Source organism: Duganella sp. Root336D2, assembly GCF_001425005.1.
Lineage (GTDB): Bacteria > Pseudomonadota > Gammaproteobacteria > Burkholderiales > Burkholderiaceae_D > Rugamonas.
In genome coordinates, this window is record NZ_LMDB01000035.1 from 318,056 (window position 1) to 341,222 (window position 23,167).

A 23,167-nucleotide genomic window follows, 5' to 3' on the forward strand; every position below is an offset into this window, starting at 1 on the left:
CAATTTATGAGACAGTAAATCTTTCGCGCCGCGGAGCACATGATGACCCTGCAGGAGCATTGCCGAATCGATCCGCTGGAACGCGCACACGCGCTGCATGCCAGCTTCTACACCGACCAGCGCTGGCTGGAGTTCGAACAGCGCGAAATCTTCGGCTCGACCTGGCAGCTGGCTGCACACGCGGGAGAATTGCGTGCGGCGGGCGACCACGTAGTCGGGGACATTGCCGGCAAGCCGATCCTCATCATACGCCAGCCCGACGGCAGCCTGCAGGCTTTCTTCAATGTCTGCCGCCACCGCGCCGGGCCGCTTGCGACCTGCAACGGCAAGGGTGCGCGGGCGCTGCACTGCAAATATCACGGCTGGACTTACGAACTCGATGGCACGCTGCGGGCCGCCACCGAAATGCAAGGCGCGGCCGGTTTCGACAAGTCGGCAATCCGCCTGCCCCGCATCCAGGTGCGCGAGTGGCAGGGCCTGGTGTTCGTGGCGCTGGAGGCCGCCACGCCGCCGTTCGAGCAGGTCTTTGCCGGCATCGCCGAACGTATCGCGCCAACCGATCTGTCGCATATGCGCTTCGCCAAGCGCGATACCTACAAGCTCGAATGCAACTGGAAGGTCTATATCGACAACTTCCTCGAAGGCTATCACCTGCCCTTCGTCCATCCCGGCCTGTCGAAGGTGCTCGACTACCGAGTCTACGACACTGAACTGGCGCAATGGCATTCGCTGCAGCATTCCCCGCTGCGCAATAACGACGGCATCTATGGCGACGGCAACGCCTGGTATTACTTCATCTACCCGAACATCATGCTGAACATCACGCCGGGCCGGCTGCAGACCAACCGCATCCTGCCGGCCGGCCAGCGGCAATGCGTCGTGGAGTTCGACTATTACTACACCGACGATCCGGACGTGCAGGCGCGCGTGCAGGCCGAGCAGGCTTTCAGCGACGAAATCCAGGCGGAGGACATCAGCATCTGCGAGCACGTGCAGCAAGGCCTGGCATCGGGCTCGTACAGCGCCGGGCGCCTGAACCCGAGGCGCGAAAGCGGCGTGTGGCATTTCCAGAACCTGCTGCGCACCGCCTATGCACGCCACGGATAAGGGCAAGCCGCTCGGCTTCTGGATGTGCACCTCCCTGATCGTGGGGAACATGATCGGCATGGGCATCTTCATGCTGCCCGCCTCCCTGGCGCCCTTCGGCAAGAACGCTTTTGCGGGATGGGCCATCACCGTGATCGGCTGCCTTTTCATCGCCCACGTCTTTGCCCGCCTGGCGCGCGCCATGCCGGACGAGGACGGGCCATACGGCTATTGCCGCCGCGCCTTCGGCAATGGCGTCGCCTTCTTTACCATGTGGTGCTACTGGGTGTCGATCTGGGTTACCAATGCGGCACTGGCGATCGGCGTCGTGGGCTACCTGGCGACGCTGGTGCCGGCACTGTCCTCGCATCCCGCCCTGCCGCCGCTGGCCGCCATGGGCATCGTCTGGTTCTTCGTGCTGGTCAGCCTGCGCGGCGCGCTGGCTTCCGGCCGGGTGCAGCTGGTGTCGGCGGCGCTCAAGCTGCTGCCGATGGGAGCCATCGTGCTGCTCGGCGCCTGGATCTTCGGCACCGACAGCGCGGCTTACATGGCACACCTGCCGCCCACGCCGTTCACGCTGGACGGCACAGCCGCTGCCGGCAGCATCGCGCTGTTCGCGATGCTGGGCGTGGAATGCGCCTCGCTGCCCGCCACCAAGGTGCACGAGCCGCAGCGCACCATCCCGCGCGCCACGATTGCAGGCACGCTAATCGCGGCGGTGGTGTATGTGCTGGTCTGCACCATCCCGATGCTGCTGTTGCCGCAGTCGGAGCTGGCCGCGTCCAACGCTCCCTTCGTCGACCTGTTCCGCCGCTACTGGGATGCCGGCACCGGCCATTGGCTGGCCCTGGCAGTCATCTTCAGCGGCCTCGGTGCGTTGAATGGCTGGACCATGCTGGCGGGCGAAGTGACGGCGTCAATGGCCAATCACGGCATTTTCCCCGCTGCGCTGAAAGCGTCCAACCGCCACGGTGCGCCAGCCTGGTCGCTGCTGCTGGTGGGAGTGCTGGCCAGCGTGATGATTGCGATGAACTACAGCCGCTCGATGGCGGAGGCGTTTACCTTCCTGACGCTGGTGGTGACGGCTGCCAGCATGCCGCTTTACCTGGTCGGCGGCGCGGCCGTATTCAAGCTGCGCCAGCGCGGCGCCGTGCTGGCGTTCAGTGCGGTAATGAGCTGCGTCTTCTCGCTCTGGGCCTTTTACGGCATGGGCAAGGAGGCCTTCTGGTGGGGCATCGCGCTGGGCGCGGTCAGCCTGCCGGTGTTCTGGCTGGTGCGCTGGCGGCAGAAGGTGCAGCAGGCTGCAGGCAGTGCGCCACCAGCAGCAGCGCCGCAGTAACGGCGCCGACCAGCGCCAGCCGGGCTGGCAGCGACAGCGTGGCGGCATGCGTAATCAACTGGTTCTGCAAGACCACGGCAGCGGCGAAGGCCAGCAGCGCGGCGATGGTCCAGCGCACACCGCCGCTTGTGGCGCGCGTTGCGGTATAAAGACGCCCCGCCGGCAGCGTAAAGGCCGGCCACGGATCGGCGGCGGCCATATCGGCGGGTCGCCAGCCGGTATGGCGGAACCACAGCGACAGCTTGTCGCGCCAGCGTGCAGTACGCACAGCGTCGTGCCACATCACGGCCGGCCAGGCGAATTGCGCCCACACGGCATTCCAGCCCGGTCCGCCCTTGCGCACGCCGTACACGCATTCCTCGCCCTCTTCGATATAGGTACCGAACAGGCGGTCCCAGATCATCAGCGTGGCGGCATAGTTGCGGTCCAGGTAGACATCGTTCACCGCATGGTGCACCCGGTGTGCGCTGGGCGTGTTGAGGAGACCTTCGATCAGCGGCACCCGCCTGACCAGGCGGGTATGGATCCAGAACTGGTAGAACTTGCTCAAGGTGAGCTGGATGATGAACACGCCCGGCGGGCAGCCAAGCAGCGCCAGGAGCATGAACAGCGGCGCATGGAACAGGTCCTGGAAAGCCCCCTGCCGCAGCGCGGTGGTGAGGTTGAATTCTTCGCTCTGGTGATGCGGCGAATGCACCGCCCACAGGAAGTTGATCTCGTGCGACCAGCGGTGAGCCCAATAATAGATAAAGTCGAAGGCCAGGAACGACCACGCCCAGGTCCACGCAGAACCTGGCGCCGACTGCCACAGCGACAAGTGGCTGAACAGCCAGCCATAGGCCAGCAGCATGGCGGACTTGGTGAATACTTCCAGCGTCACGGTCCAGATGCCGCATGCCATGCTGGTCAGGCTGTCGGCCAGCGAATAAGCGTCGAGGCGGCGGCGGTGCGCCAGCCAGGCTTCAGCCGCGATCATGACCAGGAAAACGGGAGTGGCCGCAGCCACCAGGGCATTGTTATCGAGCATGCGCGGGCTTGACGCCTGCCTTGCGGCCAAGGGCGCTGCGCAGCACGTCGCCGACAGGACGGTTCAGCACCGCCGCGACGTTTTGCATGCGCTTCGAATCCAGCACTGGACGGCTGTTCTGCGCGGCCAGCGCGGCTTGCGCAGCCTGGGCCGCGGCCAGGGCTTGAGCCTTGGCCTCGCGCCGCGCGGCGGCAGCGATATCGGCCAGCTGCGCCAATTGCACTTCGTTCGGGAAACCGGCGACAAAATAGCGCGGCGGATAGTCGTCGGTGCGCTCCATCAGCGCGCCCACCACCGGCATGGCGTCTTCCCAGGTCACGGTAATTGGCGGCTCCAGGCTGGCGGGATCGGCAAAGTACAGCAGGTCGGTTTTCGGCAGCAGGCTTGGCATGTCGCGCGTCCAGGTGCAGGCGCTGGTGCGCACCTGCTCCGGACCGAGCTTGCCGACCAGGTAGGTCACCACGCAGCGATTGCGCCCACTGGCCCATTCGTGCGCTTTCAGCAGCTCTTTCTGCAGGCGGTAATCATTGCCTTCCACGTACTTGGCGAGGCTGTTCAGGCGCCGCGTCAGGCTTGGCGGCACGAAGATCTGCCAACGGCCGTCGACCAGGCGCAGCAAGCGAGGCATGACCATTTTTTCTTCGCGCATGGCGGAGATGGCCGCCTTCAGCATCGCATCCATCGCCACTTCGTTCTTGTCGCTGCACACCATCAGCATGCCGCGCGTCGGCACCATGACGACCGGACGGCCATCAGGGACCGCAGCCTGGATCAACTCCGGCAGCAGCATGCGCGACGCATCGTAGCCATCGTCCCAGCCGCCGCCGAACACGCCCTGGGGCGAAGGCAGCAGCGGCGCTGTGGAGCGTGCGCGCAGGTTGGCAAAGGCGGCTTCGAAGGCCGCATCCTCCGTCATGTCCCAGGCTTCGAGGTGGGCGCGCGCCACGCGGTGCACAACGGTGCCGCGATGGAAGGCCAGCCCCATTTCAAGCCCTTCGCAGATAGGCCGGAACAGCAGCGGCGAATAGCCGCGGGCGGCGGCCAGCATGGCCTGCCCGCGTTCGGCGCTGTTGCGCACGATCGGCAGCAGGTGGCGCACGGCCTCCTCCACCATGCCCGGCGTATTGCCCATCAGGACCATGCCGGCAGTGTGGCGCAGCAAATCTTCGCTGGCGGCCAGCGAAACAGCCAGCCATTCCCGGTACATGTTCTCCAGCGGCACCAGCAGTTCGAGCGGATATGGCGACTCCGGGCCGGGTACGCCAAACAGTTCGCCTTGGTCCGCCATGAAAGTCCAGCGCCGTCCCGGGTCCAGCAGTTCCAGGTGCGCCTGCAACTGCGCCGCATATTCAGCCAGGGTGGCGCGCGCCGGCGGCGGTTTCTCCTCTTCGACTTCGCAGCGGATGCCGCAGGTCATCAAGGCGTCGCGGAAGCGCTCGGCCATGGCCCAGTCGACGCCTTTCTTCACGATCGAGCCATTGCCGGCGGCGATCGGGCGCACCGCCTCAAGCGGGCGGCGGAACAAAAGCATCAGGCGTGCCTCGACCCGCTCCTGCTGGAAGCCGCTCTGTACGCCAAGGGTTTTGATCCGATAAGTTGCCACGAACGTCGCCACGTCGACCAAGTTGAACAAATTGCAACAGCATTGTAAGGGATGCCGGAGGTTAACAGTTCAGCAAAGCTGTATCATGTTGGCCCCATGCCACAAACCATTATATCTCTCGCGACTAGCGATTTAATTGTAAAGAAAAGCCGATTTCTCGGTTTTGTGCTGCCGGTGGCCGACCGCGCCGCAGCCCAGGCCGTCGTGGCCCGCCTGCGCGCCGAGCATCCCGACGCCGCCCACGTGTGCTGGGCCCTGCTGGCGGGCGGCCAATCGGCAGCGGTCGACGACGGAGAACCGGGCGGTACCGCCGGCCGCCCCATGCTGGACGTGCTGCGCCACCAGGACCTGGAGGGCGTGCTGGCAGCCGTGGTGCGCTATTACGGCGGCATCAAGCTGGGCGCAGGCGGCCTGGTGCGGGCTTACACCGATGCCGTAGCCCAGGCCCTGCTGAAGGTGGAAAAGGTCGCCATCGTGCGCTATGCCGAGATGCGATGCACCCTGCCTTATTCGCTGGAAGGCTTGCTGCGGCGCGAGCTGGCCGCCGCCGGCGCCGAGTTGCTGGAAGTGGCCCACGACCAGCGCGTCACGCTGGCTTTCCGTATTGCGCAGGCCGCCGCGCCGGCCCTGGTAGACCAGCTGAACGAGGCCGCCAGCGGCCAGCTTGAGTGGCCAAAGCGGCAAGACGCGTTATTCAAATAGTTACAATTAAGTAATTTCCTATTAACAATTTTTGCCTTATTGGCCGACTCTGGCTACTGTCGTAGAATGCGCGATGAAACACTATTTTCTGGCAATCAACTCTCGTCGCTGTTGAATGCCCTGCCCGACCCTGCGTTCGTCCTGACGCGCAGCGGCCGATACATGGCCATTTACGGCGGCATCGACGCGCGCTATTACCACGACGGCACACACCTGATCGGCAAGACCGTGCATGACGTCCTGACGCCGGACAAGGCCAGCTGGTTCCTGAAGGAACTCGAAACCGCGCTGGCCTGGCGCGCCCTGCACATCGTCGAATACAGCCTGGTGGCCGGCGATATCAAGGGACTGCCGAGCAGCGGCCCCAGCTGCCGGCTATGGTTCGAGGGCCGCATCCAGGCGCTGGACTTCCTGGTGGACGGCGAAGACGCGGTACTGTGGGTTGCCAGCAACATCACGGCGCGCAAGGAGATGGAAGACCAGCTGCGCATGCTGAGCGAAGTGGACTCCCTGTCCGGCCTGCTGAACCGCCGCAAACTCATGAGCGTGCTGGCCGAGCATTTCGATACGTTCGAGCGCTACGGCACCCCGATGTCCATGCTGATTTTCGATATCGACCACTTCAAGCGCGTCAACGACGAATATGGCCACCTGGCCGGCGACACGGTCATCAGGACCACCGCCGACGTCTGCCAGCGCGAACTGCGCAGCACCGATGCACCGGCCCGCCTGGGCGGCGACGAATTCGTGGTCCTGATGCCGCACACCACCTGCGAGCAAGCCTTGCCGATCGCCGAACGACTGCGCCAGCGCATCGCCGAAACCCTGCAAGCCTTGGGCAAAATTGGCGATTCCGTCACCATCAGCGGCGGCCTGGCCGGTTTCCGCGCCGGCGACTGCTCCTGCGAAGAGGTACTGAAACGCGGCGACGACGCCCTGTACCAGGCCAAGCGCGCCGGCCGCAACCGTATCGTCGGCGCCGACTGATGCTTGCTAGGGCTTGATAAAAGGTTCAGAATTCCCTCAAAGCCCTAGGGAGGTTGTGATGGACTCTTTATTACAGTTCAAGCCTGGCGACGCCTGGCTGCTGCGCAGCCGCGGCGCGCGCGCCATGAACCACCTGCTGGCACCGGCCCCTGCGCCGCGCGCCGCCACCCTGCCCGTTTTTGGCCGATGGCGCGGCCGCGAATCCCTCCCCACCCACCTGCTGGACAAGCTGCGCGAGTCGCGCGCCAACAGCGCCTTTGCGTGCCGCCTGGAGGACCTGCAGGTCTGCGTGGCGCGCGCCGAAGTGCAGCTGCGCCAACTGGCAGTCCCCCAAGCCTGGCAAGTGCCAGGCGCCGGCCCGGTGCTGGGCGGCGACGCCATGCTGGCAAGCTGGCACAAGATGGCCGAAGGCGGCCCGCTGGCACGCGAATTCGCCACTTACGCCTGCCATGTCTCGGCCTGCAGTCGCCAATTGCAGCAAGCCCTGGCCAGCTTCGACCTGCTGCAGCAGCAGGCCAGGTCGGCCGAACGCCTTGCCCCGCTATGTGAACTGGCCGAGCGCCTGCTCGCCTGGGGCGACATCATGGTGGAAGATGAAGTGGCCGACGAAGTCATGCTGCGCATCCAGGCCTACCCCGAGCTGTACGAGGAAATGCTGGACGAGGGGGACGGCGGCAGCGACGAGGCGGCAGCCAGCCTGGAGTCGCTGGGCGACGCCGACCTGCTGCGGCTGGACTGGGCCGGCGGCCAGCGCGCCAAACTCCTGAAGACCCTGGCCGGGCTAAGGGCCAACTGATACGGTCGTTTCCAGGCGCTTCTGCGCCTGTTTTTCGGGGCCGGGCCGGCGCACAATAGGTCCAACCTCGAAAGGAAACGACATGGACGACAGCAAACCCCGCAGCTTCGGCGAAACCATGCTGGCCGTTGCCTGGTCCTTCATCGGACTGCGCCGGCGCAGCGACTTTGAACGCGACGTCGGCGCCCTGCGCCCCGGCTACGTCATCGCAGGCGGACTGATTGCGGCAAGCTGCTTCGTCGCTATCCTGCTGTTCGCAGTGCGCATGGCCACGTCGTGATGCAGCTTGAACACGCCCACCAGGGTATCGAGGTGGGCGGCCTGCTGTTTCAGCGCATCCGCCGCTGATGCTGCCTCTTCCACCAACGCAGCGTTCTGCTGCGTCACCGTATCCATCTCCGTCACGGCCCGGTTGATCTGCTCGATGCCTGCGCTTTGCTCGTCGCCGGCAGCCGTGATTTCGCGCATGATTTGCGATACCCGCTGCACCGAGGACACCACTTCCTCCATGGTGCTGCCGGCGCGCGCCACCAGGGCGCTGCCCTGGTCCACCTGCTCCACAGAATTGACGATCAGGTCCTTGATTTCCTTGGCGGCGGCCGCCGAACGCTGGGCAAGCTGGCGCACTTCGGTAGCGACGACTGCAAAGCCGCGCCCCTGCTCGCCGGCGCGCGCCGCCTCCACTGCCGCATTCAGCGCCAGGATATTGGTCTGGAAAGCGATGCCGTCGATCACACCGATAATGTCCGAAATCTTGCGCGACGAATCGCTGATCGAGCCCATGGTCTGCACCACCTGGCCCACTACGGCGCCGCCCTGCTGCGCCACCGCGGTCGCTGCCGCGGCCAGTTCGTTGGCCTGGCGTGCATTGCTGCCGTTTTCGCGCACGGCGCTGGTCAGCTGCTCCATTGAAGAAGCGGTTTCCTCCAGCGCGCTGGCTTGTTGCTCGGTGCGCGACGACAGGTCCAGGTTACCGGCCGCGATCTGGGTGGCGGCGGTATTGATGGTCTCCGTTCCCTGCCGCACTTCGGACACGATGCGCAGCAAGCTGTCGCGCATCATGCTCATGGCCTTCATCATGCTGGCTTCATCGTCCTGGCGCGTTTCCACGTGCACGGTCAGGTCGCCGGCGGCGATACGGCCGGCAATTTCGGCCGCCACATCGGGCTCGCCACCCAATTGGCCGAGCAGGCGGCGCGCGATCACGGTGGCGGCAACCAAGCCCGCCACCAGCGCCAGGCCGCTCATGGCCAGCATCATCATGCGGGCCGAGGCATAGGCTTCGCTCGCTGCAGCTGCATCCTTGGCATTATGTTGACGCTGCAGTTGCACGTCTTCGTCCATCACATCCTGCCAGCGCTGTGTGACAGGGCCGGCCTTCTGCATCAGCAGCGCCATCGCCTCCTCGTCCTTATGCCGCAAGGCCAGTTGCAGCAACTGGTCGGTCAGCGGGCGGGCTTCCTGCTGCAAGGCGCGGATGCGGGAGCGAATCGCCTTGCCCTCGTCCGAACCCGGCAAGGCTTCCAGCTGCCTGCGCCTTGTCATACTGGGCCCTGGCTGCCCGGATCTTGGGCAGTTCACGCTGCATGGCCGCTTCATCGGACAACAGCACCATGGTGCGCGTCACGCGTGCAACGATGTGCACCGCTTCCGACATATCCTGCACATAGGTCAGCTTCGCCACATTAAGCTGCACGACTTTCTCGAGCTGGGCGTGGATGCGGTGCATATTGTAGATACCGAGCCCCGACACGCCAGCCATCAGCGCCAGCACCAGGCCAAACCCCAGCGCCAACCGGGTCCCCACCTTCATCGATTGCTTAGACATAGCTATCCCTTTCGTAGCGACTCTGCAACCTCGGTCCTGCAAATAGGCAAGACTACACCAATTCATTTAGAATCTGTCGATTCCAAAATATAAGCCGCCGCCCCCACATGAACCTGCAAGTGATCCTCAACCTGGCCGTCGCGGCCATCGTGCTGGCCTTCCTCGTCGTGCAGCAGAAACGCCATGCCAGCTTTACCGTTCGGGTGTTCAGCGCGCTGGGTGTGGGCGTGGTGATGGGCGCCGGGCTGCAGGCGCTGTATGGCGCCGGCAGCGACGTGGTCAAGGTGACCGGCCAGTACCTCGATATCGTCGGCAGCGGCTACGTCAAGCTGCTGCAGATGATCGTGATGCCGCTGATTATGGTGTCCATCGTTTCGGCCATCCTCAAGCTGCGCAACGCCAGCTCGCTGGGCAAGATCAGCGCCCTCACCATCGGCACCCTGATGCTGACGACCACCGTGGCGGCGGCGATCGGCATCCTGATGGCCAAGCTGTTCGGCCTCAGCGCAGCCGGCCTGGCATCCAACGCGGCGGAACTGGCGCGCGGCGCCTACCTGGAAGGCAAGCTGGCCGACGCGCAATCGATCTCGCTGCCGAACATGCTGCTTTCCTTCATCCCGAGCAATCCCTTCCTCGACATGACGGGCGCCCGCAAGACATCGACCATTGCAGTGGTGGTGTTCGCGGTGTTTATCGGCATTGCCGCCATCGGCATCGCGGAAAAGAAACCGGAACACTTCACCTCCTTCGACCATGCCGTGCATGTCGCGCACAGCATCGTGATGCGCATGGTGACGCTGGTGCTGCGCCTGACGCCTTACGGCGTATTCGCACTGATGGCACAGGTGGTATCCAGCTCAAGCTATGCCGACATCCTGAACCTGATCGGCTTTGTGGTGGCCTCTTACTGCGCCCTGCTGCTGATGTTCTGCGTGCACCTGGCAATGGTCAGCGCCAGCGGCCTTAATCCGCTGCGCTACACCAGGAAGATCCTGCCGGTGCTGACCTTCGCCTTCACCTCCCGCACCAGCGCGGGCTCCATTCCGATGAGCGTGCAGACCCAGACCCAGCGCCTGGGCACGCCGGAAGGCATCGCCAACTTTGCCGCCTCGTTTGGCGCCACTATCGGCCAGAACGGCTGCGCAGGCATTTACCCGGCCATGCTGGCGGTGATGATTGCCCCAACGGTTGGCATTGATCCGTTTACCGCATCGTTCCTGGTGCCGCTGCTGGCGATCATCACCATCGGCTCCGTCGGCGTGGCCGGCGTCGGCGGCGGCGCGACCTTCGCCGCGCTGATCGTACTGTCTTCCATGAACCTGCCGGTAGCATTGGCCGGCCTGCTGATTTCGATCGAACCCCTGATCGACATGGGCCGTACGGCGCTGAACGTCAGCGGCTCGATCGCTGCCGGCACCGTCACCAGCCGCGTGATGGGCGAGACCAACATGGCGGCATTTGCCAGCGACCAGGAACTGCAAGTGGACTCCCAATCCGCCGCATGACATATGCTGATCCGCTACGAATTCGAACGCAGCCAACGGCCCAAGCACGATAACTATCGGGGCATTTGAAGTCAGCTTCGAGCCTGCGCGCGTATCCGTTCCTCGCGACGGTTCCGACTACGACTGGCTGTGCGATGACTGGGTCACAGTGCCCCATCTGATCGAAATCGAACAAGCGGACGGCTGGGCCACAGTCTCGGCCTGAATGGGAGTCCCAGGAAAAAAAGGCGTCACGTTGTCCGCCCCCTCCAGCCCTTCGCATCCACGGAGCAAGAGATAGTCGACTACTTCATCAAGTCGGCCTTGAACGCGTACACCAGCGTAGAAGAAATCAGAAGCCTAATATCCACTGCGCCCTACCCTTGGGGAAAATTGGTCTCGCTGAACTGGACTGCCCTTGGTTCCGTGATATGCAATCTCACTTGGACTCCTGGCCCTTGAATGGGCGACGGTAAAGGTCTCTCCTGCCAATTGTTCATGATGGGTTTAGCCGTCATAATGAAGGATTGATGAATTGCGTTGGGAGCAGCATTGAATTACCTGGTTCTTACAGTCTCCGTGGCAGTAGTCGCGGTGTTTGCAGTGCGAGACTTTCGCCGCATGAAACTTCATGACACAAGAAATAACGCGGGGCTGTGCGCGCATTGTGGTTGCAAGCTCACTTCTGGGGAAAGACGCCAGGTCGCCTACAAATACTCGAGAGTTCGCAAAGCGACAAAAGTTGATGTGTGCATGGATTGTTATTCGAAGTCGCTCAGGGCTGGACGCCTTCGATGGATCGTGCTGTTGGTTTTGGCTCTCGTCGTCATTGTCATAGCATTACTCGCGGCGATGCGCTAAGCGGAGACTGGTATGAGCTGCGTGGATCCATCTATGATTATCAAAAGTAGCCAGTTTCTTCTGCGACCCTTTGCTGAAAGTGACGCGTCGTCGTTTGCTGCAGCCATTCGTGAATCTGGTGCTACGGTCGGAAGATGGATGTCTTGGGCCCATGCGGAGTACTCTGAAGCCGAAGCGATGTCGTGGTTTGCAACTTGCGCTACCGAACGCGCAAAAGGCGTCAGCTATGAATTCGGCATCTTCGACGCTGAATCTCAAAGCCTTGTCGGTGGTTGTGGCCTGAACCAGTTCAACGTAGTCAACGGCTTTTGCAACCTCGGATATTGGGTTCGCGAATCCTGGCAACGCAGGGGTGCGGGCATGTTCGCCATCCAATCACTCAAGAGCTTTGCCTTCAGGGATCTCGCACAGGGACGGGTGGAAATCGTTGTAGCCGCAGGAAATTTTGCTAGTCAGGCCCTTGCGGAAAGAGCCGGCGCAACACGAGAATGTTTGTCACGCAATCGATTGAAGTTGCACGGCACATTCACCGGTGCCTACGTCTTTTCGCTTGTACCGGAGCAGTCTTGAATGTCTGCAGAAATTCGTCAATTTGATGTGGTTCGGGTGAAAACCATTCGTCCCAACCGCTTTGCTGGCGCCACGGCCGCAATGCATCCGGATGAAGTAGAAGTACTTTCACTTGAGAGGAAACAGAATGAACCAAACCGTGGGAAGCCAATATTTAGGCCCGTGGTACGACATTGTCGGCTTCGTCCTGTTTGCCGGCATATTCTTCTATTTCGCGTTTGCCTCATTGCCCCTTCAGCAGGAGCAGCGCCTTCCGGCATTTTTGAAAAACAAGAAGCTGTGTGTGATCGTCGGCCTGTGCGCCGTCGGCCTTGCGATCTATAAGGTTGCAAACGTGGAAGATACGGGGGCACCAGTAGCTGCCTCCACCAAGTCGGCATTTATCGGTGAGCCCGAATGGGTCCCGATTTCCGTTGGAAACGATGGAGAAACGCTGTCGATTGATCGCAAGACCCTGGTGAGGAACGGAGATGAAGTCGAGTACTCCGAACAATTGACTTTCAAGAATGGATTATCCACCACCTATCGGACCGGTGACTTCCCTGAGATCCCGCTTGCACGTCAACTGCATCGAGCGTAGCAGATTCTCCTCGACCTTCAGCTGACAAAATCCAATGGCACCATTGTCGCCGACGACAAGTCGGCCACGCATCCGAAGGTGCCGTTGTCCACTGACCCGAGCCGGCCGGAATACGTCTCGTCAAGCTACCTCTGCGACAAAAAGAACGTTCTTTAAACCGCTACCCGCGAATTCCCGCAAGGCAATGCGGTCTGACCGCACGAACTTTGGCCTGATTGATTGTAATATTGGTCAGGCCAATATAAGATTAGTGGTGCCGATCAGGCACGCCTATTCAGCCCCACCGGAGCGCACGATGAAAAGAACCATAATGGAGACATTGGCGGCTGCCGTACTCGCCACCGGAATTGCACACGCAGCAGCATTACCTTTGCATGACGCCGTCATCACAGCCACGTACAACGGCTCGCCCGACACCATCGTCGGCCTGGACCACCTGTTCCAGCTTGAACCAGGATCCAACACCACCGCGCTTGATCCATCCGGCACCGGCGTCGAGTTCCTCAGCGCCGACGCAATGTTCGGCTTCGATTTCGACGCCAGCGGCCTGTTGACCGTGATCGCGAACGCCGCCGTTACGCCCGGCAATTACCGGTTCCACTTCGATTTCGGCGATACCCTCGCCGCACCGCTTACCGCCTTCGAACTGCTCGATGGCAGCGGCATCGGCGGCCTGCCCGTCCTGACGCTGGGCGCGAACGGCAAGTCGATCGATATCGACCTGACCGGCACCACCTGGGCGGAATTTGCCAGCATTACTGCGCAACTGGATGCTGCCGCCGTGCCGGAACCTGGCAGCGCCGCACTGATGCTTGGTGGATTTGCCGCGTTTGCGGCAAGCCGCCGCCGTACACGCCGCAGCTAAAGCAGCGCTCTTCCCCTCAAGGAGAATCATATGGAACTCAAAGGTTTCAGGACCGCGCTCGCCCTGCTTGCCGCGCTATCCCTGCCAGCCCACGCGGCCGACGATCCGGCGCGCGCTGTCGCACCGGCAGATGGCTGGGCAAGCCAGGCTGGCGGTACCGCCGCAGGTTCGGCAGCTATCACTGCACAAATCTACAGCGCTGCCAATCGCGCCCAGCTGGTGAACGCGATCAATAACGGCGGCACCAATCCCAAGATCATCAAGGTCACCGGCACCATCGACATGACCGAAGGCGTTCCGTACGCGAACACCGGCGACCAGGCCATTCGCGGTGCCATCCGCCTGAAAAGCAATACGACGCTGGTCGGCGCTGGAGCCGGGGCGGGTATCGTCAATGGCCATATCCAGCTTGTCGGCGTTTCGCAGATCATCATCCGCAACCTGAAGATCGTTGCACCCTGCGATGTCGGCCCTGTGTGGGACCCGAACGATGGCGCCAACGGCGCATGGAATTCGGCCTACGACGCAATCGGCGTCTCCGGCTCCGACCATATCTGGATCGATCACAACACCTTCACCGATGCGCCGACGACGGACAACCTGCTGCCGACCGAAAACGGCCAGCTCAAGCAGTGCCATGACGGTGCCGTCGACATCACCAACGCATCCGACTACGTTACGGTCTCGTACAACGTCTTCGGGGAGCATCACAAGAACAACCTGATCGGCTCGAGCGACGGTGCCTCGGCCGACGAAGGCAAGCTGCGCGTCACCTTCAGCAACAACGTGTTCCGCAATGTTTCGAGCCGAGCGCCGCGCGTGCGGTATGGCCAGGTCCACCTGTTCAACAACTACTTCACCGGCAGCCGCGACGCCACGGTGTACGCGAACCTCTACAGCATTGGCGCCGGCTACAACTCGAAGATCCTGTCGCATTCGAATGTATTTGAAATTGCTGGCGCCCAAGGCTGCAGCAGCGTCGTGGTCAATCCGGGCGGCACAGCCACCGGCACCTTCAAGGACGGCGGCTCGCTGCTGAATGGTACGCTGCTTGCCGGCTGCACCATCAATAATAACGTCGCGTGGACGCCGCCTTACACATATAGCGTGCGCCCGGTCTCCCTGGTGAAAGCCAACGCCCTGGCGCAAGCAGGTGCCGGTAAGCTGTCCACCAGCATCAGCGGCACAGGCGACACCAGCGGCACGCCAATCCTTACCCTGGCCTGCCCTTCGAGCGGCCTGTATTTCTGCGATGACTTCCAGTCCGGCACCTCCGCCAATTGGGACTTGCTGCCCGTGGCCGGCCCAAACGGCAGCTTCAGCGTCAAGGCGGAAGCGGTCGGCGCGACGAATATGCTGATGCAATACACCGCCGCCACGACCGGAGGCGTACTGGCCCTGTTGAAGCCAGCTGCGATGGCCAACGTGCCGAACGGCGACTACTTCGTCGAAGCCCGCATCAAGCCGCAAACCAATAGCACGACCGGCAACAAGCAGCTTTACCTGATCACCCGCTATATCAACGCCAGCAACTGGTATGGCGCCGGCCTGAACGTCCAGAACGCGAATACCAGCACCCAGGTCGAAATCGCCAAAATGCTGAACGGCGCACTGTCCCGGCCCAAGCAGGTGCGCAAGCCAATCAATATGGACTCCGTGTTCTACACCGTGCGCTTTGAAATGATCGGCAGCACGCTGACGGTCTATCTCGATGGCGAATCGCTGGGATCAGTGAGCGACACCGCTTTCAGCGCGCGCGGGCTGGTTGGACTGTACACCGCCAATAAATCCTTCCAGATCGACGACGTACGGATCGGCGATCCAAACCTGAAGCCCTCGCAACTGACGCTGAACCCCGCCATAAGCAGCTATAACGCGGAAGCGGGCGATGCGCCATTGCAGCTGGCCGTTACCGCCCTCAAACCGGACGGCACGGCCGACAGCTTTAGCGCCAGCTCCAGCAACCCGGCGGTGCTGGCAGCCGGCGTCAGCGGCAACACGCTGGTACTGACGCCGGTTGGCGCCGGCAACGCCACGGTGCGCGTGACCAGCGACAGCGATCCAACGCTGGTGCGGCTGGTCAGTGCCGCCATCGGCGCGCAGTTCGTGCAGCCGACCCAGACTTACGCGCTGGCCGACCGTGCTTCGCCTGCCGCGACCCAAGGAGCAGCCCACATTGATGCCAGCCTGCGCCTGGCATTCGACGGCACGCCGACTCTGGGCAGCAGCGGAACCATTCGCATCTTCCGCAAGATGGACGACGCGCTGGTCGACGTGATCAAACTGTCCGGCGAGAGCGATGAACTGGGCTACCCTGGCCAGGGCACCGTGCGCAAGGTGAATACCAACCCTGTCACCATCAGTGGCAACCTCGTGACGATCAAGCCGCACAGCGGCAAGCTCGCCTACGGCACCGAATACTATGTGGCGATCGCGAATGGGGTGTTCAATGGCACCACGCTGGGCGGCACGCCGTTCGTCGGCATCGGCAAGCTCGGCAACTGGTCCTTCACCACCAGGGCCACGGTACCGTCCGGGCCGGACCTGGCGGTGGGGGCAGATGCGGGCAGCGACTTCGCCACCGTGCAAGGTGCACTCAACTTCCTGATGCGGAATGTGGACAAGGCCTTGCCCGCCACGGTCACGATCCGCAACGGCAGCTACGACGAATTGCTCTTCCTGCGCGGAAAGGACAACGTAACCCTGCGCGGAGAAAGCCGGGACGGTACGGTAATCCAGTATGCCAACTACGACACCCTCAACCCCGGTACCGGCTCCAGCCAGGCGCCCGGCGCGAATGCCGCCGCTGGCGGACGCTCTGTCATGCTGGTGGAAACCTCCGACATGCTGGTGCTCGACACCCTCACCCTGCGCAACACTACCCTGCGTGCGGCCAACATCTCGGCGCAAGCGGAAACGCTCTACTTCAACAACGACAATGGCCGCCTGGTGGCACGCGACGCAGCCTTCTACAGCGAGCAGGACACGCTGAACCTGAAGGGTTGGTCCTGGTTCTACCGCACACTGGTGGCAGGCAATGTCGACTTCATTTGGGGAGGCAGTCGCGCCGCCCTGTTTGAAGAAAGTGAAATCCGCTCGGTTGGCGACACTGCCAGCGCCAGCAGCGGCGGCTACATCCTGCAGGCCCGCGTGCCGAATGCCGCCGACAAAGGCTACGTGTTCCTGAACAGCCGCCTGACGCACGGACCCGGCCCGGGCCCCGCGCATGGCGACGTGCCAAACGGCGCCACCTACCTGGCGCGCAGCTCCGGCAACGCAAGCGTGTGGGACAACGTCGCCTTCATCAACTGCCAGATGGATAGCCACATAGCCCCTGTCGGCTGGGCCGGCGCAGGCGTGAATGGCCAACCCGCAGCCAACCCGGCGGTTCCCAACGCCTCCAGCGGCTGGCGCGAATACGGCAGCACCGACCTGCTCGGCAATCCACTCAACCTCGCCCCGCGCGTCGGCGGCTACCAGCTCAGCGCCACCGACGTCGCCACCGGCTTCTCCACCCGCGCCCAGGTCTTCGCCGCCTACAACAACGGCGCCGGCTGGAACCCGTAGCAACTCGCACCAGCCGAGCCCGTGTCACACCTTGGGGTCACACCCCAAGGTGTGACACGGGCGCAGCCGTAAATCTTGCTGGCGGGGATTGTGTGCCGCCCTGCCTTCGCATCGCTTACCATAAGCTTTTGGCTATCGACCGAAAGGTATGCGATGGAGCAAAAATGGCCGCAACAGATCTGGCTCGTGCGGCATGGCCAGAGTGCCGGCAACGTGGCGCGCGACGCCGCCACGGCTGCCAATGAGTTCCTGATCGACATTGCCGAGCGCGATGTCGACGTTCCCCTCTCTGAGCTGGGCATGCGCCAGGCCGCCGCGCTGGCGCAATGGTTCGCGGCCCTGCCGCCTGCCCGGCAGCCCAATGTCGTGCTGTACTCCCCTTACCTGCGGGCCCACGCCACCGCGCAAGCCGTACTGCAATGCCTCGGCGCTGAAGATATGCTGGCCGTGGTCTCCGACGAGCGCCTGCGCGAGAAGGAATTCGGCATTACGGACCGGCTCACGCCACTGGGCATCGCGGATAAATACCCCGACCTGGCAGCGCAGCGCAAGCACGTCGGCAAGTTCTACTTCCGTCCACCCGGCGGGGAAAGCTGGTGCGACGTGATCCTGCGCCTGCGCAGCGTACTCGACACCATCACCCGCGAGTACCGACGCGAGCGCGTGCTGATCATCGGCCACCAGGTCATCGTAAACTGTTTCCGCTACCTGTTCGAACGGCTCGATGAAGAAGCCATCCTCGCCGTCGACCGCGCTGCCGACGTACCCAACTGCGGCGTCACCTCCTACCAGTTCGATCCGCAAGCGGGCAAGCGCGGCAAGCTGGTGCTGGAACTGGAAAACTTCGTCGCGCCGCTGAAAGAAAGCGGCACACCAGTCACCGACAAGCCGGACATCCCGGCCGCACCGAAACCATGAGCAACGTTCCGATCGAACTGAATCCTGCCCTGCTGCGCGGCTGGCCTTTGCCGCAGCCCGGCTTCGACGGCGACAAGGAAGCGCGCGGCCACGTGCTGGTGGTTGCCGGCTCGGCGGAAATGCCGGGCGCCGCCATCCTCGCCGGTGAAGCAGCCCTGCGCGCGGGCGCCGGCAAGCTGACCATCGCCACCGCTGCCAGCGTAGCACCGCAAGTGGGTGCAGCCATCCCCGAAGCGCGCGTGATCAGCCTTGGCGAAACGCCGGCACACGGCTTCCAGGCCGACAGTACGCGGCGCCTCGCAGAGCTGGCCGGCAAAGCCGACGCCTTGCTGGTCGGCCCCGGCATGCAAGACGAGGGAAGTTGCGTCGAACTGGTGCAGCACCTGCTGCAGCGCTTCAGCGCCATCCCCATCGTGCTCGACGCCGCCGCCATGTGCGCCGTTCATCCGCGCGGCGAACCGCACTTGCTGGACGAAGCAGTCGATTGGGAGCATTTCCGCTTTCCCACGCCAGTATTGCTGACACCCCACGCCGGCGAACTGGCACGCCTGACAGGCGGGGTGCGCGAAAATATCGAGCAGGAACCGCAAGGCGCAGCGCAAACCGCCGCCGATCGCTGGAATGCCGTCGTTGCGCTGAAAGGCGCCACCACGGTGCTGGCGACGCCGGACGGCAAGCTGTGGCAGCACCAGGGCGGCAACGCCGGCCTGGCCATCTCCGGATCGGGGGATACCCTGGCCGGCATCATCGCCGGGCTGCTGGCTCGCGGCGCTTCACTGGAACAGGCTGCGGCCTGGGGCGTGGTGCTGCATGCGGCAGCAGGCGAACAACTGGCGCTGCGTTGCGGCCCACTGGGCTACCTGGCGCGCGAACTTGCAGCCGAAATACCGGCATTGTTGCGGGTACTGGCTGCCCAATGAAAGGAACTCCAAAATGAACACCATGAGCAAAGCAGGCGCCCTGTTGCTGGGCGCAGCCCTGGCCACCGGCGTCGCCGGTTGCAAAAATCGCACGGAAGACACGTCACCGGCTCCCGTAACAGCAGCAGAAACCGTGCCCCCTGCAGCGTCACCGGCCACGCCGGCCCCGGCACCGGCACCGGTCACGCCAACAACGCCGCCTTCCGACACCACCACACCACCACCCGACACGACGGTGCCGCCAGCTACCGGCGCCACTCCGGGCACAAGCGGAACCAGCGGCACACAAGGCAACACCGGAGCCGGCCAGCCGCCTGCCTACGTGCCTGACAAGACCGACCAGAAGGACATGCAGCGCGACCGCCGTCCAACTTACTGATGCGGAGGCCGAGCCATGCCGACCTTCCGCCACGCTGGCGCCCCCAACTAGTGGGGCGGCGCCGGCAGACAGTCCAGCCGCAGTCCCCGGCACTTCCACGCCCCCCACCGGCCAGCAACCCGGCCGCTAGGAAAATGTCCACTTTGGGGTCAGGAACGAAAGTGGACATTTACTATTTCGCGATCAGGAGCAGCAGGCCGCGGCCGCACACGCCGTACACGTAGTTCTCGCCGCCGATGAGGTCCTCCGCGCCAGGCGTGCGTACCTGGCCGGCGCCTTCGGCCCAGGGGCAGCTATCGGTCACGCGATACCAGCTCTTGCCCGCGCCCGGCCACGGCAGCGTGAAGTTCACATTGCCGCTCCAGCCATTGTAGGCGACGTAGATGGCAGAAGCGCTGTCGGCAAACTCACTGCCGTCGATGCGCCAGGCGATAGCGTGGCTATTGCTGTCGTTGAAATAAGCCGCATCGGCCACCGCGCCATCGGGCTTGAACCAGCGCAGTTGTTCCATCACATTGCCGTTGCCGTCCGTCGATGCATAGAAATTCGCAGGACGCAGCGCTGGATGGGCTTTGCGGAAAGCGGCCAGGCCTTTGGTGAAGGCCTGGAAATTGGACTGGTCCGCGCTCCAGCTCCAGTTCTGCCACGTGGCCGCGGAATCGAGGTTGTAGGGATTGTTATTGCAGTTAATGCTGCGCAGTGACTCATCGCCGCCCACCATCATCGGCACCCCGCCCGACAACAGCATCAACGCCATGCCATTGCGCGCCGCCTTGCGCTGCTCGCTCGCCACGCCGCCCTGGTCCCAGCTATTGTTATTGTCTTCGCCGCCATCGCTTGGACCATACGGCCAGGCCTGGCTGTTGTTCTTCATATTGCAGCTGTACAGGTCCTTGAGCGTAAAGCCGTCATGCGCGGTGATGAAGTTCACCGAATGCCATGGCTTACGCCCATCGTCGCCGTACAAATCGCTGGAGCCGGTAAAGCGCGTGGCCAGCGTGCCCGGCGTGATCGCCACCTGCCCCATCTTGTTCTGGTCCTGGCGGATCACGTCGCGGTAGATACCGTTCCATTCCGCCCATCCTGCAGGGAATCCGCCGACCTGGTAGGAGTTGCCACCGATCGCCCACGGCTCGGCAATGTGGTCAACGCCGCTGCCGCCGCTCGCAGCACGCGCCGGCAATTCCGCCACAATGCGGTTCAGCGCATTGCCGCTATCGGCTTTGTCGAAGTTGTAGCAGCCGTGCTGGCAGGTGTTGCCCAGCACCGATGCAAGGTCGTAGCGGAAGCCATCGACGCCCAGCTTGTCGCGCCAGTAAGCCAGCGAATCGACGATCAGGTTTTGCGCCACCGTGTTGCGTGTGTTGTAGTTACCGCCTACGCCGGTGTTGTCCCAGGAATTCTGGAAGTCGCTGGTCAGCGAGTAGTAGGTCGGGTTATCCAGGCCGCGCATGCCGTAGATGTTGTAGGTGGTCTTGTCGCCGGCATTCCACTGGCCGCCCTCGCCCGTGTGGTTGTAGACCACGTCGATATAGACCTTGATGCCGTTGTCATGGAAGGCCTTCACCATTTCCTTGAACTCGCGGGTCGGGCCGCCAGCTGTCTTGTCGTAACTGTAGCGGCGATCCGGCGCGAAATAGTTCAGGGTCATGTAGCCCCAGTAGTTGTCGCCCGTATTGGAATTCGGGTCGGCATCATTGGTATCGTTTTGCGTTTCCTGCACCGGCAGGAATTCAACCGCGGTCACGCCAAGGCTTGCCAGGTATGGCGCCTTCATCCCCGCGCCTTTGTAGGTGCCGCGGTAAGCGGCCGTGATACCGCTGTCACTCTTCGTCAGCCCGCGCACATGGGCTTCATACACGATGTCGTCCTTGAAGGCGCGGGTTGGCTTGGTGCCGATCGATTGGCTGTCGCCCTGCAGTACGATGCCTTTCGGCGCGCTGCTGCCGCTGTCGACAGTGCGGTACAGGGCGCCGCTGGCGTAGATCGTGCCATTGCCCATGGTGGCGGTAGTCGGGTCGTGGCTGATCTCCAGCGCATAAGGGTCGGCCAGCAACTTGTTCGGGTTGAAGCGGTTGCCGTTGGCGTCAACGTCGGTGATGAAGCCTGCCGACGAACCCTTGGTCCAGGCCGCGTTATAGGGCCAGTTCGCGCCCCAGGCTCGGTAGCCGTAATACACCGTATCGGTGATGCCGTAGCTGGCCAATTGGCTGCTGGTGACGTTCACGCTCCAGATGCCGCCGCTGCCAAGGGTCATCGGCAGGCTGGCCTTTTCCTGCTGCCCGGTGGCGGCGCTGTACAAGTACAGGTCGATGCGGGCGGCACGGCTGGAATAAATCTTGAAGTTGATGCTGGATTTGGCGGCGTCGTAGGCGGCGCCAAGGCTGTTGGCATTGATGACGGCATGGATGACTGGACTCGCAAGCAAGGCGCAGCCCAGCATCGCCACCCGGAGGGCACGGCGAACTTTCATTAATGTCTCCCTATTCTTAGTTTATGTATTTTTGCTACTGGTAGCGAGCTGATTCTGCTCCGCCGCTGGCGTTTACTCAACTACATTGAGGCCGCAATGATGTAATTGCACTACAAAAGCAAAATCTCCATGCCCCTGTTACACTCGTGCGCCGAGTCCGCGCCATCATGTCCGTCGCCATGCTCACATTCGTCACCGGCACCATCGTCGACTGCGATGGCGGCTGGAAACTGGAAAATGAATGACAGAGAATTCGAATTGAACACTATAGATTTTGCACTGGTCGAACGCTGGCTCACCGGCTGGAGTTTGTCGCGCGGCGTGCCTTTACCACGCCCTTCGGATGGCGGACTTGTTGTTGAAGTCGGGAAGCCGGAACAGCTGCGGCGCCATGTATTTCTCGATGCAGGACAGGCACTGCAGGCTTGCGCCGACCGCATACGCGATCCGCACATCTTCCTCAAAGCGGCCGTCGAGCCTCACGTGCTGCGGCAGGCGTTGCCGGCGCGCTGGAACATCGAAGGCCCCGGCTACCTCATGATGGGGCCCGCGCTGGCACCGGATGCTGTGGCGATGCCCCTGGGGTATCAAGCCCGCTTCGAAGCCCAGCACGGCGCACAGGTGGTTCGAGTGATCCATGAAAGCCAGGAGCTGGCCGCATCGGGGCGCATTGTGCTGCACGGCCGAACCGCCATTTTCGACCAGATCGAAACAGCAGAATCCCATCGGCGCCGCGGCCTTGGCAGTGTCGTCATGCAGTCGCTTGATTCGCTCGCCGCTCAGGCTGGTGTCACCGAACGGCTGCTGGTGGCAACCGAGGATGGGCGTGCACTCTACACTCGTCTCGGCTGGACCGTTATTTCGCCGTGGTCCACGGCAGTGCTGCCAGCGGCTTTGTGCGGGTGAGCCCGCCCCTTCCCGGTGAGCAAATCGCAGGAAAATATTAGCTGTTTGCTCACCATCTGAACAATTTGTTGCTGCCTCAAAAAAATTCCGCTATATTGAACACATGTTCTGTATAACGAAATTCGTTCAACGAATTTGTTGGCAGCTATTCAGCATCAAGAGTCGGTTTATCCGACGCCAACCTGCCTTACCCGGGCAAGGTGGAAGCCATCACGGCGATGCGGCCTATTAACGGCAACGAAGCGGGCGCGACATGGTTTGCTCCGAATCGGGCCA

The 23,167-nt window shown here is 62.8% G+C and carries 20 protein-coding genes and 1 riboswitch; of the genes, 15 read left to right on the forward strand and 5 right to left on the reverse strand.

From position 1 onward, the window contains the following. Positions 1-39: 39 nt before the first annotated feature. The gene (locus ASD07_RS22035; protein ID WP_055935219.1) at positions 40-1,107 is read left to right on the forward strand and encodes an aromatic ring-hydroxylating dioxygenase subunit alpha; all 1,068 of its coding nucleotides are present in this window, start codon (positions 40-42) and stop codon (positions 1,105-1,107) included. Next, a complete protein-coding gene (locus ASD07_RS22040) occupies positions 1,091-2,425 on the forward strand; it encodes an APC family permease (protein WP_055935221.1) in 1,335 nt (444 codons plus the stop codon). The genes ASD07_RS22035 and ASD07_RS22040 overlap by 17 nt, the downstream gene beginning before the upstream one ends. Here the strand turns inward: ASD07_RS22040 and ASD07_RS22045 are convergent. After that, entirely contained in the window at positions 2,337-3,452 is a 1,116-nt protein-coding gene (locus ASD07_RS22045) for a sterol desaturase family protein (protein ID WP_055935223.1), read from the reverse strand. The genes ASD07_RS22040 and ASD07_RS22045 overlap by 89 nt on opposite strands. Then, the gene (locus tag ASD07_RS22050; RefSeq protein ID WP_156398134.1) at positions 3,442-5,055 is read right to left on the reverse strand and encodes a hypothetical protein; all 1,614 of its coding nucleotides are present in this window, start codon (positions 5,053-5,055) and stop codon (positions 3,442-3,444) included. The genes ASD07_RS22045 and ASD07_RS22050 overlap by 11 nt, the downstream gene beginning before the upstream one ends. Positions 5,056-5,151: 96 nt before the next feature. Between ASD07_RS22050 and ASD07_RS22055 the strand changes: the two genes are divergently transcribed. The 4 genes from ASD07_RS22055 to ASD07_RS30385 all read left to right on the forward strand — a co-directional run bounded on the left by ASD07_RS22055 (position 5,152) and on the right by ASD07_RS30385 (position 7,820). After that, a complete protein-coding gene (locus ASD07_RS22055; protein ID WP_055935227.1) occupies positions 5,152-5,757 on the forward strand; it encodes a YigZ family protein in 606 nt (201 codons plus the stop codon). Positions 5,758-5,823: 66 nt separating this feature from the next. Further along, positions 5,824-6,744, forward strand: coding sequence for a sensor domain-containing diguanylate cyclase (locus tag ASD07_RS22060; protein WP_055935229.1), 921 nt, complete (start codon positions 5,824-5,826; stop codon positions 6,742-6,744). Positions 6,745-6,802: 58 nt separating this feature from the next. Then, positions 6,803-7,540 carry a hypothetical protein gene (locus tag ASD07_RS22065; RefSeq protein ID WP_055935231.1) on the forward strand — a complete coding sequence of 246 codons (738 nt, stop codon included), beginning with the start codon at positions 6,803-6,805 and terminating at the stop codon, positions 7,538-7,540. A gap of 82 nt (positions 7,541-7,622) precedes the next feature. Further along, complete coding sequence (locus tag ASD07_RS30385) at positions 7,623-7,820, forward strand: DUF2970 domain-containing protein (RefSeq protein WP_057246021.1); 198 nt, start codon at positions 7,623-7,625, stop codon at positions 7,818-7,820. Here the strand turns inward: ASD07_RS30385 and ASD07_RS32240 are convergent. Together ASD07_RS32240 and ASD07_RS31875 are read right to left on the reverse strand one after the other, a co-directional pair. Further along, the gene (locus tag ASD07_RS32240; RefSeq protein ID WP_307145104.1) at positions 7,739-8,938 is read right to left on the reverse strand and encodes a methyl-accepting chemotaxis protein; all 1,200 of its coding nucleotides are present in this window, start codon (positions 8,936-8,938) and stop codon (positions 7,739-7,741) included. The two genes, ASD07_RS30385 and ASD07_RS32240, sit on opposite strands and share 82 nt — an antisense overlap. Positions 8,939-8,951: 13 nt before the next feature. Next, entirely contained in the window at positions 8,952-9,368 is a 417-nt protein-coding gene (locus tag ASD07_RS31875; protein WP_162246594.1) for an MCP four helix bundle domain-containing protein, read from the reverse strand. A gap of 107 nt (positions 9,369-9,475) precedes the next feature. On the opposite strand from ASD07_RS31875, the gene ASD07_RS22080 reads away from it, so the two are divergent. The 8 genes from ASD07_RS22080 to ASD07_RS22115 all read left to right on the forward strand — a co-directional run bounded on the left by ASD07_RS22080 (position 9,476) and on the right by ASD07_RS22115 (position 19,512). Continuing rightward, positions 9,476-10,873 (forward strand): L-cystine transporter, encoded by a 1,398-nt coding sequence (locus ASD07_RS22080; protein ID WP_055935237.1) that lies wholly within the window; start codon positions 9,476-9,478, stop codon positions 10,871-10,873. 873 nt (positions 10,874-11,746) lie between these two features. After that, the gene (locus ASD07_RS22085; RefSeq protein ID WP_055935410.1) at positions 11,747-12,283 is read left to right on the forward strand and encodes a GNAT family N-acetyltransferase; all 537 of its coding nucleotides are present in this window, start codon (positions 11,747-11,749) and stop codon (positions 12,281-12,283) included. A 127-nt stretch (positions 12,284-12,410) separates the two neighbouring features. After that, complete coding sequence (locus ASD07_RS22090; protein ID WP_055935238.1) at positions 12,411-12,863, forward strand: hypothetical protein; 453 nt, start codon at positions 12,411-12,413, stop codon at positions 12,861-12,863. A gap of 295 nt (positions 12,864-13,158) precedes the next feature. Further along, entirely contained in the window at positions 13,159-13,728 is a 570-nt protein-coding gene (locus ASD07_RS22095; protein WP_162246595.1) for a PEP-CTERM sorting domain-containing protein, read from the forward strand. 30 nt (positions 13,729-13,758) lie between these two features. Next, complete coding sequence (locus tag ASD07_RS22100) at positions 13,759-17,295, forward strand: pectinesterase family protein (RefSeq protein ID WP_055935242.1); 3,537 nt, start codon at positions 13,759-13,761, stop codon at positions 17,293-17,295. Between the two features lie 153 nt (positions 17,296-17,448). Further along, positions 17,449-18,213: a histidine phosphatase family protein gene (locus ASD07_RS22105; RefSeq protein ID WP_055935244.1), complete on the forward strand. Its 765-nt coding sequence runs from the start codon at positions 17,449-17,451 to the stop codon at positions 18,211-18,213. Further along, positions 18,210-19,133, forward strand: a complete 924-nt coding sequence (locus ASD07_RS22110; RefSeq protein ID WP_055935246.1) for an NAD(P)H-hydrate dehydratase — start codon at positions 18,210-18,212, stop codon at positions 19,131-19,133. The genes ASD07_RS22105 and ASD07_RS22110 overlap by 4 nt, the downstream gene beginning before the upstream one ends. A gap of 13 nt (positions 19,134-19,146) precedes the next feature. Then, a complete protein-coding gene (locus ASD07_RS22115) occupies positions 19,147-19,512 on the forward strand; it encodes a hypothetical protein (RefSeq protein WP_055935248.1) in 366 nt (121 codons plus the stop codon). Positions 19,513-19,684: 172 nt separating this feature from the next. Here ASD07_RS22115 and ASD07_RS22120 read toward each other — a convergent pair whose 3' ends face one another. Then, entirely contained in the window at positions 19,685-21,985 is a 2,301-nt protein-coding gene (locus ASD07_RS22120; protein ID WP_055935250.1) for an isoamylase, read from the reverse strand. Between the two features lie 237 nt (positions 21,986-22,222). On the opposite strand from ASD07_RS22120, the gene ASD07_RS22125 reads away from it, so the two are divergent. Then, positions 22,223-22,891: a GNAT family N-acetyltransferase gene (locus ASD07_RS22125; protein WP_055935252.1), complete on the forward strand. Its 669-nt coding sequence runs from the start codon at positions 22,223-22,225 to the stop codon at positions 22,889-22,891. 147 nt (positions 22,892-23,038) lie between these two features. After that, a riboswitch (SAM-I-IV-variant riboswitch) is annotated at positions 23,039-23,143 on the forward strand. The last annotated feature ends 24 nt before the right edge of the window (positions 23,144-23,167 follow it).